Raw genomic sequence first — 10,210 nt, forward strand, 5'->3', positions numbered from 1 at the left:
GGCGTCCGCCACCGCCACGACCACCTCCCCCACGAGCACCGCCCCCGCCCCGCGGCGCCGGCCGCTCGCCCGCCTCCGCGGCGCGTCCTGGCTGGCCACCGTGCCGCTGCTGCTGTTCTTCCTGATCGGCTTCGGACTTCCCTGCGTCGCCATCGTGATCGGCGCGTTCACCACCTCCAGCGACGCGGAGAGCGGCGCCGGGCAGTTCACCTTCGACAACCTGACGGCCTCCGTGCAGGGCGGCTACCGGACGGCCATGCTGAGCAGCCTCAAGCTCTCCGCGCTGACCGCGCTGCTCGCCACCGTGCTCGGCGTACCGCTCGCCCAGGCCGTCGTCACCTCCCGGCGCGGCTGGCTGCGCCAGGCGGTGCTCACCGCCTCCGGCGTGCTCGCCAACTTCGGCGGCCTGCCGCTCGCCTTCGCGTTCGTCGCCACCCTCGGCAACGCCGGCGAGATCACCAGGCTGCTGCACCTCACCGACCACGGCTGGTCGCTGTACTCCTTCACCGGCCTGACGGTCGTCTACCTGTACTTCCTCGTCCCGCTGATGGTGCTCACCATCACCCCGGCCCTGGACGGCCTGCGGACCCAGTGGCGCGAGGCGGCCCAGAACAACCGGGCCACCACCGTCCAGTACTGGCTCCACGTCGCCCTGCCGATCCTGCTGCCCTCCCTGCTCGGCGGCTTCGTGCTGCTCTTCGGCAGCGCCTTCGCCGCCTACGCGACGGCCGCCGCCATGGTCGGCGCGACCGTCCCGCTGGTCAGCCGCTCGATCGCGGACGCGCTCTCCGGCAACGTGCTGGTCGGCCAGGGCAACCTCGCCCTCGCCCTCAGCCTCAACATGATCGTCGTGGCCGTCCTGGTGATGGCCGTGTACCTCCCCCTCCAGCGCCGGAGCGCCCGATGGCTCAGCTGACCACCCCCGCCCGCCCCGGCCGACGCGACGTGCGCTGGTGGCGCGGTGCCGTGCTGCTGCTCGCCGGCGTCTACTTCGTCGTGCCGCTCGCGGCCTCCTTCTGGTTCTCGATCGACGAGCCCAAGGGCATCTCCTTCTCCGCCTACACCGGACTGCTCTCCGCCCCCGGCTTCCTGGACAGCCTCTGGCTGACCCTCGGCCTCGCCGTGGTCACCGTCGTGGTGCTGCTGCTCCTGCTCGTCCCGGCGCTGATCGCCGTCCGGCTCGGCTCGCCGAAGCTGCGCCCGGTCATCGACGTGCTCTGCACCCTGCCGCTGGTCGTCCCGCCGGTCGCCCTGACCGCCGGCCTCATCGGCGTGCTGCGCTGGGGCCCGGACTACCTGATGGACACCCCGTTCTTCCAGACCTTCGTGTTCGTCCAGGACCCGGACTTCCCGCTGGTGCTGGTCATCGCCTACGTGCTGATGGCCCTGCCGCTCGCCTACCGCGCCCTGGACGCCGGCCTGCGCTCGATGGACGTGCGCACCCTGGTCGAGGCCGCCCGCAACTGCGGCGCGAGCTGGCCGCGCGCGGTGTTCACCGTGGTCCTGCCCAACCTGCGCGGGGCCCTGCTGAACGCCTCCTTCCTCACCCTGGCCCTGGTCCTCGGCGAGTTCACCACCGCCTCGATCCTCGGCTTCCAGCCCTTCCCGGTCTGGATCTACTCGGTCGGCAACAGCCAGGCCCACATGTCGGTCGCGGTCTCCATCCTGAGCCTGCTGCTCACCTGGCTGCTGCTGCTCCTGCTGGCCACCGCCGGGCGCGAGCGCCGCGCCAAGACCGCCACCTCCTGAAACCCCCCGGAGTCACCAGTCATGACCACGGCCACCGCCATCGCCAACGGCGTCTCGCTCTCCCCCGGCAGCGCCACCGTCGAATTCCGCTCCCTGCGCCGCGCGTTCGGCACCACCACCGCCCTCGACGGCCTGGACCTGACCGTCCACCCGGGCGAGCTGATCGCCCTGCTCGGCCCGTCCGGCTGCGGCAAGACCACCGCGCTGCGCATCCTGGCCGGCTTCGAGCAGCACGACTCCGGCGAGGTGCTGGTCGACGGCCGGGACATCACCGCGATCCCCGCGCACAAGCGCGACGCGGGCATGGTGTTCCAGTCGTACAGCCTCTTCCCGCACCTGACCGCCCTGGACAACGTCGCCTTCGGGCTGCGGATGCGCGGCACCGGCAAGGCCGAACGCCGCAAGCGGGCCCAGGAGCTGCTGGAGCTGGTCGGCCTGCCGCACCGCGCCGACCACTACCCGCACCAGATGTCCGGCGGCCAGCAGCAGCGCATCGCGCTCGCCCGCGCGCTCGCCCTCCAGCCGCGCGTCCTGCTGCTGGACGAGCCGCTGTCCGCGCTGGACGCCAAGGTCCGCCTCCAGCTGCGCGACGAGATCCGCCGCCTCCAGCAGGAGCTGGGCATCACCACCCTGTTCGTCACCCACGACCAGGAGGAGGCGCTGTCGATGGCCGACCGGGTCGCGGTGCTGCGGGCCGGCAGGCTGGAGCAGTGCGCCGTCCCGTCCGAGCTGTACAGCCGGCCGGCCACCGCCTTCGTCGCCGAGTTCGTCGGCACCATGAGCCGCATCCCGTGCACCCGCACCTCGGACGGCGTCGAGGTGCTCGGCCGCCGGCACGCGGTGGACGGCGCGATCCCGGCCGACGGCGAGCTCCAAGTGCTGGTGCGCCCGGAGAACGTCACCCTGACCCCGGCCGAGGACGGCCCCGCGCTGGTGGTCACCGCCTCCTTCCTGGGCGCCGTCACCCGGCTCACCGTCCGCCTGGACGACGGCACCGAGGTCAAGGCCGACCTGCCCACCGAGGCCGCCGCCGCCCTGCCGGCCGGCGCCCGGGCCGCGCTCACCCTGCCGGAGCGCCCGGTGCTGGTGGACCGCCGCACCGCCTGAGAACCTCGTACCTCCCTGCTCCGTCCACCGGAGCACCGAAGAACCACCGAAGGTACCGCCATGCCTGACTCCGCCCTGCCCGACTCCGTCCTGCCCGAGAACTCCGCCCCGCCCGCCGCCGCGCTGCCCGCCGTCGTCCTGCCCGCCGCCGTCCTCTTCGACATGGACGGCACCCTGGTGGACACCGAGCAGCTGTGGTGGCAGGCCGCCGCCGAACTCGCCGAGGAACTGAACCGCCCGCTCACCGACCAGGACGCCCCCGAGGTGCTCGGCCAGGCCATCGAGCACACCGCCGCCCACCTGCACAGGGTCAGCGGCACCACGCTCGGCGAGGCCGAACTCGCCGCCCGGCTCGGCGAGTCCTTCGCCGGCAAGGTCGCCGCCGAGACGGTTCCGCGCCCCGGCGCGCTCGCCCTGCTGGCCTCGCTGCGCGACGCCCGGGTGCCCACCGCGCTGGTCTCCGCCTCCCCGCGCCGGGTGGTGGACCTGGTGCTGTCCGCCATCGGCCGGGACTGGTTCGCCGTCACCCTGGCCGCCGAGGACACCGAGCGCACCAAGCCCGCGCCCGACCCGTACCTCGCCGCCGCCGAGCGGCTCGGCCTGGACCCGGCGGCCTGCCTCGCCGTCGAGGACACCCCGACCGGGGTCGCCTCCGCCACCGCGGCCGGCTGCGCCGTGCTCGCCGTGCCGTCCACCGCGGTGCCGATGCCCCGGGGCGAGCGGATCACCCTGCTCGCCAGCCTGGAGCAGGCCGACCTCGCCCTGCTCGGGAAGCTCGCCGGTCCCGGCGCGGTTCGACCCTGACATGCCCTATCTCCTGCTCGCCCTCGCCATCGTCAGCGAGGTCTGCGCCACCAGCTGCCTCAAGCTCACCGAGGGGTTCACCCGGCTCTGGCCGAGCCTCGGCGTCGGCCTCGGCTACGCGCTCTCCTTCGTGCTGCTCGGCCGCGCGCTCAAGCACATACCGGTCTCGGTCGCCTACGCGGTCTGGTCCGGGGCCGGCACCGCGGCGGTCGCCGGGATCGGCGTGGTCGCCTTCGGCGAGTCGCTCGGGCGGCTCCAGTGGCTGGGCATAGCGCTGGTGATCGTCGGGGTGGTCGTGCTCAACCTCAAGGGCGGACACTCCTGACGCCGTTCTGACGGTTCGTCAATTTCCGAAGACGCTGGTCAACCACCCTGTCGGGGCGGGCCGTCGGACGTGCCGACCTCTCGCCCCGAAGCCTTCGCTACGGTGTCCCCCATGACGGACCCCCGACCCCATCACTACCGCTTCGTCCACCGCGAACTCGCCCGCCAGGTACTGGAGTTCGGCCCGCGCGTGGCCACCCCGACCCCGGACGGCGGCAGCCTGCTGCCCGTCGTCACCCAGATCTGGGACGACCTCGGCGCCGCCCTGCCGCCCGAGGACCGCCTGCCCCACCACGGCCTCGACTGCCGGCACCTGTCGGTCGACGGCCACCACATGCTGCTGGTCACCCTGCCCACCGCGGTCGGCGCCACCGAGGCCCACTTCGTCGCCGCCGTCCAGCCCCAGGGTTCCAGGTCGGTGCGCTACGTGACCTTGGAGCACGCGTTCAGCCCCTTCGACGGCAGCCCGGGCACCGTCCTCGGCGAGTGGACCGCCGAGAGCCACCTCAACCACGGCCCGGGGCCCTCGCCCGTCGCCGAACTGTTCGTCACGGCCGTGGTGCAGCTCGTCACCCCGAAGAAGCGCGGCTTCTGGCGCCGCTGAGACCGACCCTCGCACGTCCCTCCGGGCCGGGCCGCCGACGTCAAGAAGGCGTCGACGGCCCGTAAAGGTCCCGCAAACATCCTCCCCCGGACCCCGGCGCGGGCGATCATCGGCGCACTGGTCGGGGCTATGCTCGCCCGGTCCGACAAACGACGCATCGGGGGGCGAAAGTGTCCGACTTCAAAGTCAGTACCGAATTCCTCGCCAAGCTGGCCCAGGATCTCAAAGGCTGCGGCGACGAACTCGAACAGGGGCTCAAGGCCTTCGAAGCGGCCGGCCACACCGGCACCGGCTTCGACTTCCTGGACGAGGCCTGCGGGCACTTCAAGGACAAGTGGCAGTTCGGCCTGAAGAAGGTCCGCGAGTGCGTCAAGGTCCTGGACGAGGGCCTGGAGCAGGTACAGAAGAACTACGACGGCACCGAGCAGAGCATCGTCAAGGTCCTCACCCCGGCGGGGCAGTCGTGAGCGCCCCGACGCCGCCGGCGCCCGACTGGTCCGGCCTCGGCTTCAACCCCACCCCCGGCGACTCCGCCGCCGTCACCGCGCTCAGCGCCGGCCTGCGCCGGGTGGGCCAGCACCTCACCGGCGTGCACACCACGCTCTCCCAGATCTCCGACAACCAGGGCGAGTGGACGGGCGAGGCGGCCAAGCAGTTCGCCAAGCAGTTCGACAAGCTCCCCGGTTACCTCCAGGACGCCGCCGACTCGATCACCGCGGCCTACACGGCGCTCGACGTCTGGTACAAGGCGCTGACCGAACACCAGCCCAAGGCTGCCGAGTTGGCCGCCTCCGCGGTCGCCGCCAAGAAGAAGAAGGACGAAGCGGACCGGGCGCACAGCGCCGCGGCCGCCGCCCCCGATCTCCAACTGGCCGGCCGCTACTACTCCGACGACGCGAGCCTCGCCGCCGCCGAACAGCGCTACAACACGGCGAAGAGCCACCTCGACTCGGCCGCCGGCCTGCTCACCAGCGCCTCCAACGAGCTGGCCGGCCTCCAGAAGCAGGCCCACGAGCTCGCCGGGACCCACCAGTCGGACGCGAAGAAGACGGCCGAGGCCGTCCGCAAGGCCGCCGACAGCAAGGCCCCGCCGGAGCCCGGCTGGCTCAGCAAGGTCGGCGACTGGTTCAAGAACCACGGCGCGGACCTGCTGACCGTCGCGGCCGGCGTCTGCGGCGTCGCGGCGATCTTCTTCCCCGCCTTCGCGCTGCCGGCGCTCCTGCTGAGCGCCGCCGCCGCGGGCGCGCACGCGACCCAGTACGCCGCCAAGGGCCAGCTGTGGCCGCCGCAGAAGAACATCGGCAACTGGCTGACCCTGGGCGGCGACGTCCTCGGCGCGATCCCCGGCGTGGGCGTCGCGGCCAAGGGCGTGACCGCCGTCCGGGAGGCCCGCGCCGCCGGTGCGGGCGTGCGCGGCGCGGTCTCCGCCGGGTCCACCGAGGTCCGGACCGCCGCCCGGGGGATCGACCCGGCCAACCCGATCTTCACCACGGCGATCGAGAAGCCGGCCATCAAGCTCGGCGTGTCCAAGGCCACCGCGATGAACGTCTCCGACGGCGTCCAGGCCGCCACCACCGCCGGGCTCAACGCCCCGACCGCGTACGCGCTCACCCAGGACAACCCGAGCGACAACCTCGCCAGTGCGGTCAACTACACCACCGGCGGCAACAGCGTCATCGGCTCGGCGGGCATGGCGGCCGGCGGCGGCAAGGCCAACGTCATCATCGGCAGCGTGTCCACCGTCGGCAACCTGCTCGGCATGGGCGGATGGGCGGCCGGCTATGGCCGTTGAGACCCCGGGGGCCGCCGCCCCGCCGCTCTGGCTCGACCTGCCCGCGGGCTTCACCGCCGTCGACCTGGACGAGGACCCCGGCGACCGGATGGCCCGGGCCGCGGAGCAGTTGGACGCGCTCTTCCCCGACGCCGGGGCCGAGCAGAAGCTCGCCGCCGTGATCGCCTCCGAGACCGCGCTCCAGGCCCAGCTGCGGGAGGGCGCCGTCCACGTGTCCGGCTGCCTGGTCCGGGCCGGGGACGGCGGTCCGATCCACGGCGTGTTCTCCGTCTTCCTCCGCCCGCAGGACCTCGGCGCGCCGGGCAGCTACCCCGCGCGGGTCGCCACGGAGCTGGCCGAGGCCTGGCCGGACGCCGACGTCGGCGTGGTGGACCTGCCGCTCGGCCGCGCCGCCCTGGCCGCCCGCGAGCTGACCGTCCCGGTGCCCGGCGCGGTCTTCGGCGTACCGGAGTCGGCCGTCAGCACGGTCCGCCAGCTCGAACTGCTGATCCCGCACCCGTGGAGCCCGTACGTGGTCGCCGCCGTCTTCACCACCGAGGACGTCGACCACTGGGACGAGTGGCTGCCGCTGGTCGCCGCCGCGTACCGGGGCATCTCCTTCCACCCGCCCCGGGACGAGAGCCGCGACACCGTGCCGCCCGACCAGTGGGACAACGTCCGGAAGGCCTTCGGATGACAGTCGCTCCGCCCGACCAGGAGACCCGAAGCGGCCCGCGCCGGCTCGGGGGCGCGGTGGCGCTCATCGCGCTCTCCACCGCCATGCTCGTCGCCGTCATCGCGCTGGACGTCTACGTCAACTCGTTCCTCGCCACCGTGGTCGGGTTCGGCTACCCCCTGGTGATGCTGATCGCGTTCGCCCTGCGCCGCGACGCCGACACCAACCCCGCGTTCCAGAAGAGGATGTTCGGCTGGAGCGCGGGCATCTGCGCGGTCGCCTTCGTCGCGTACCTCGCGGGTTCCGCCGCCTGGACCAACCTGATCCTGGGTTCGGGCCGGACGGTGCGGGCCGTGGTGGTCGACGAGAAGGTCACCGACTCGCTCCACGGCACCGGGCGGGCGTACACCCTGGCCGCCACGGAGCTGAACGACGAGGTCCCGGGCGGCCCGCTGGAGGAGCGCGACGCGCTGTTCAAGCGCGGCGACGTGGTCACCGTCCGGATGGACCCGGCCGGGCGGGTCGCCCCCAAGCTCCCCGGCGAGGTCGACTCCCCCGCCTACCTGCTGCTGTTCGTCGGCTGCAACGTCCTGATCGACGGCGCCGTGCTCTGGTCGGTGCGACGGCCCGGGCCGTCGACCGTCTGAGCCGTCGACCGTCCGAGCCGGCCGGTCGCCGCCCCGGGCCGGGCCCGGGGCGGGGTGCCGGATCAGCCCAGCAGGGCGGGCAGTTCGGCGATCGAGCCGAGGACGTGGGTCGCGCCGTCGGCCCGCAGGCGGGCCTCGTCGTGGGCGCCGGTGAGGACGCCGGCGACGACCGGGGCGCCGGCCCGGGTGCCGGTCAGCATGTCGTAGCCGGTGTCGCCGGCGACGGCGATCCGGCGGACCGAGTCGGTGCCGGTGCGCAGCAGCGCGGTGAGCACCAGGTCGGGGTACGGGCGGCCGCGGCCCGCCTCGGCGGGGCAGAGGGTCAGGTCGGCGACGGACCGCCAGCCCAGGGCGTCCAGGATGCGGTCCTGGGTGGTCCGGGAGAAGCCGGTGGTGAGGACCACCTTGCGGCCCCGGCCGCGCAGTTCGGCGATGGCCTCGGCGGCACCGGGCAGGGCGGCGCAGTGGCCGGCGTCGACCAGGTCGTCGTAGGCGGCCTCGAAGGCGGCGTTGGCCCGCTGGGCCTTCTCCTCCTCGCCGAACAGGTGCCGGAAGACGGAGATCTTGGACTCGCCCATGGTGGCCCGGACGTGGGCCAGCATCGGGTCGAACGCCGGGCTGCCGGCCTCGACGCCGAGCGACGCGGCGGCCGCGGTGAAGGCCTGCTCGACCAGGCCGTCGTCGGCGACGGTGGTGCCGGCCATGTCGAGCACGACCAGGCGGATATCGGTGGTCACAACAAGGTTCCTTACAGGTTGGCGAGTTGGGCGGTGGTCTCGGCGATGGCGGGCGAGCAGGTCATGCCGCGGCCACCGGGGCCGGTGACCAGCCAGACGCCGTCGCGCACGCGCTCGCGGTGGACGACCCGGGTGGTGTCGACGCACTGGGCGTACACCCCGGCCCAGCGGCGGCGGATCCGCGGCATCGGGCGGCCGAGCAGTTCCTCGACCACGCCGGCCAGGTGGTCGTACGGGTCCTCGACGACGTCGAAGCCGAACGGCTGGTCGTACTCGTGGGTGTCGCCGACGGTCAGGCCGCCGTCGCGGCGCTGGACCATCAGCAGCTGCATCCTGTGTTCGGCGGCGACCGGCGGCTGGGGCTGGGTCTCGCGCAGCCGATCCAGGGCGGTGCCGGCGAAGGCCGGGTAGTAGCGGAAGCTGTCGCCGTCGGCGACGGAGGTGGTCAGGGTCTCGCCGAGCGGGTCGGTCTGCATCATCTGGAGGCGGACCCGGCGGACCGGCAGGGCGGGGGCGAGTTCGCGGACCAGGCCGCCGAGCCAGGCTCCGGTGCAGAGGATCACCAGGTCGCCGGTGTGGACGTCGCCGTGGTCGTCGCGGACGGCGTTCTCGCCGACCACCTCGCGCACCTCGCGCCCGGGCAGGAAGGTGTACCGGCCGGTGGACTCCAGGTGGCCGCGCAGCGCGCGCTGGGCGGTGCGGGGCTCGACGGCGGCGTCGCGCTCGCACCACAGGGCACCGAGCAGCTTGCCGCGCAGGGCCGGGTTGACGGCGCGGGTCTCGTCCGGGTCGAGCAGCCGGTAGCCGCGGGCGGCGGCGTCCGGCAGGGTCAGGGCCTGCTCGGCGACGGCCAGTTCGGCCTCGGTGCGGATCGCGGTGAGCGACCCGTTCGCCCGGAAGCCGAGGTCCGGGACGCGGGCGCCGATGGACTCCCACAGTTCGCGGGCCCGCAGCGCGGTGTCCAGTTCCTCGCCCTGCGCCCGGCCGCTGACCCAGACCAGGCCGAAGTTGCGCACCGAGGCGCCGCGGGCCTCGGTCTCGCGCTCCAGGTGGACGACCTCGTGGCCGCGCTCGACGGCCTGCCAGGCGTGCATGCTGCCGAGCACGCCTGCTCCTACGACGATGACTCTCATGCGTCCAGGCTGATGCGCCCGGGTGTCCGAGGGGCGTCGGACTGCCGTCCCGCAGATGAACCACCTGGGAAGTTGTACAGACAACCCGACGGCCACTCGGAGGTGGCGCCCACGGCCCCGGCGGTCGCAGCCGCCGGGGCGTCCGGGCCCGCCGGGACGACCGGGGCGGCTACGGCCGCACCACCCGCGCCCGCAGGTAGTTGCGCCGGCCGAAGTTCGGCTCGTCCACCGCCGTCAGCTCCTCCACCTGGAACCGGTACAGCGCCGCCGCCCCGCCGCCGGTCAGGAACTGCCGCCGGGCCTCCTCGTCCCGCGCGAAGGCCGGATAGCGCCCCTGGTAGGCGGCCAGTGCCGCCTCGGCCTGCCGCCCCCAGGCCTCGCCCGCGCTGCCGGTCAGCTGGAGGCCGCGCAGCTGCTCGCCGAAGACCGGCGGCGGCAGGAAGACGGTGGCGGCGGCCCGGGCCTCCTCGGCCAGGTGGTGGCTGTGCCGGGTGGAGCGCTCGCTGACGAAGTAGAGGACGAGGTCGTCGTCGTACGCGAAGAAGGCCAGGTTGGCGTGCGGGCCGTGCTCGTGCCCCGCGGTGGCGAGGGTGAGCACCATGGCCTCGGCCAGCAGCCCCTCGACGCCCTTGTGCAGCAGGTCCCCCGGCCAGTCCCC

General features: G+C 73.7%; 13 protein-coding genes. 10 read left to right on the plus strand and 3 right to left on the minus strand.

The window, feature by feature from the left end; all coding sequences use genetic code 11:
* From ACIQOV_RS11430 to ACIQOV_RS11475, 10 genes are all read left to right on the plus strand, one after another.
* Positions 1–916, plus strand: a 916-nt coding sequence (locus ACIQOV_RS11430; protein WP_401047492.1) for an ABC transporter permease, incomplete at its 5' end; no start/stop codon positions are given.
* The gene (locus ACIQOV_RS11435; protein WP_359905433.1) at positions 904–1,749 is read left to right on the plus strand and encodes an ABC transporter permease subunit; all 846 of its coding nucleotides are present in this window, start codon (positions 904–906) and stop codon (positions 1,747–1,749) included. The genes ACIQOV_RS11430 and ACIQOV_RS11435, both read left to right, overlap by 13 nt.
* A 21-nt stretch (positions 1,750–1,770) precedes the next feature.
* A complete protein-coding gene (locus ACIQOV_RS11440) occupies positions 1,771–2,856 on the plus strand; it encodes an ABC transporter ATP-binding protein (protein ID WP_359905430.1) in 1,086 nt (361 codons plus the stop codon).
* A 60-nt stretch (positions 2,857–2,916) separates the two neighbouring features.
* On the plus strand, positions 2,917–3,660 hold the full coding sequence (locus ACIQOV_RS11445) for an HAD family hydrolase (protein ID WP_401047496.1): 744 nt from the start codon (positions 2,917–2,919) through the stop codon (positions 3,658–3,660).
* A gap of 1 nt (position 3,661) precedes the next feature.
* A complete protein-coding gene (locus tag ACIQOV_RS11450; protein ID WP_401047498.1) occupies positions 3,662–3,985 on the plus strand; it encodes a DMT family transporter in 324 nt (107 codons plus the stop codon).
* Positions 3,986–4,096: 111 nt separating this feature from the next.
* Positions 4,097–4,588: a hypothetical protein gene (locus tag ACIQOV_RS11455; RefSeq protein ID WP_401047500.1), complete on the plus strand. Its 492-nt coding sequence runs from the start codon at positions 4,097–4,099 to the stop codon at positions 4,586–4,588.
* A gap of 170 nt (positions 4,589–4,758) precedes the next feature.
* Entirely contained in the window at positions 4,759–5,055 is a 297-nt protein-coding gene (locus ACIQOV_RS11460; protein WP_359905419.1) for a hypothetical protein, read from the plus strand.
* Positions 5,052–6,380, plus strand: coding sequence for a WXG100 family type VII secretion target (locus ACIQOV_RS11465; protein WP_401047502.1), 1,329 nt, complete (start codon positions 5,052–5,054; stop codon positions 6,378–6,380). The genes ACIQOV_RS11460 and ACIQOV_RS11465 overlap by 4 nt, the downstream gene beginning before the upstream one ends.
* The gene (locus tag ACIQOV_RS11470; RefSeq protein ID WP_401047505.1) at positions 6,370–7,056 is read left to right on the plus strand and encodes a hypothetical protein; all 687 of its coding nucleotides are present in this window, start codon (positions 6,370–6,372) and stop codon (positions 7,054–7,056) included. Before ACIQOV_RS11465 ends, ACIQOV_RS11470 begins: the two co-directional genes overlap by 11 nt.
* A complete protein-coding gene (locus ACIQOV_RS11475) occupies positions 7,053–7,682 on the plus strand; it encodes a hypothetical protein (protein WP_401047506.1) in 630 nt (209 codons plus the stop codon). Before ACIQOV_RS11470 ends, ACIQOV_RS11475 begins: the two co-directional genes overlap by 4 nt.
* Before the next feature lie 62 nt (positions 7,683–7,744).
* On the opposite strand, the gene ACIQOV_RS11480 is transcribed toward ACIQOV_RS11475, so the two are convergent.
* From ACIQOV_RS11480 to ACIQOV_RS11490, 3 genes are all read right to left on the minus strand, one after another.
* Entirely contained in the window at positions 7,745–8,419 is a 675-nt protein-coding gene (locus tag ACIQOV_RS11480) for a phosphonatase-like hydrolase (RefSeq protein WP_401047508.1), read from the minus strand.
* 11 nt (positions 8,420–8,430) lie between these two features.
* On the minus strand, positions 8,431–9,552 hold the full coding sequence (locus ACIQOV_RS11485) for a TIGR03364 family FAD-dependent oxidoreductase (protein WP_401047511.1): 1,122 nt from the start codon (positions 9,550–9,552) through the stop codon (positions 8,431–8,433).
* A 169-nt stretch (positions 9,553–9,721) separates the two neighbouring features.
* The coding region (locus ACIQOV_RS11490; RefSeq protein ID WP_401047514.1) for a pyridoxamine 5'-phosphate oxidase family protein at positions 9,722–10,210 on the minus strand (489 nt) is incomplete at its 5' end.

Origin of the sequence: Kitasatospora sp. NPDC091257 (genome assembly GCF_044757675.1) — a bacterium.
Lineage (GTDB): Bacteria > Actinomycetota > Actinomycetes > Streptomycetales > Streptomycetaceae > Kitasatospora > Kitasatospora lactacystinica.

Bases quoted from the DNA above. Each gene is read 5' to 3' on its own strand.
- ACIQOV_RS11435 (WP_359905433.1), top strand. From the start codon at position 904: ATGGCTCAGCTGACCACCCCCGCCCGCCCCGGCCGACGCGACGTGCGC.
- ACIQOV_RS11440 (WP_359905430.1), top strand. From the start codon at position 1,771: ATGACCACGGCCACCGCCATCGCCAACGGCGTCTCGCTCTCCCCCGGC.
- ACIQOV_RS11445 (WP_401047496.1), top strand. From the start codon at position 2,917: ATGCCTGACTCCGCCCTGCCCGACTCCGTCCTGCCCGAGAACTCCGCC.
- ACIQOV_RS11450 (WP_401047498.1), top strand. From the start codon at position 3,662: ATGCCCTATCTCCTGCTCGCCCTCGCCATCGTCAGCGAGGTCTGCGCC.
- ACIQOV_RS11455 (WP_401047500.1), top strand. From the start codon at position 4,097: ATGACGGACCCCCGACCCCATCACTACCGCTTCGTCCACCGCGAACTC.
- ACIQOV_RS11470 (WP_401047505.1), top strand. From the start codon at position 6,370: ATGGCCGTTGAGACCCCGGGGGCCGCCGCCCCGCCGCTCTGGCTCGAC.
- ACIQOV_RS11475 (WP_401047506.1), top strand. From the start codon at position 7,053: ATGACAGTCGCTCCGCCCGACCAGGAGACCCGAAGCGGCCCGCGCCGG.
- ACIQOV_RS11485 (WP_401047511.1), bottom strand. From the start codon at position 9,552: ATGAGAGTCATCGTCGTAGGAGCAGGCGTGCTCGGCAGCATGCACGCC.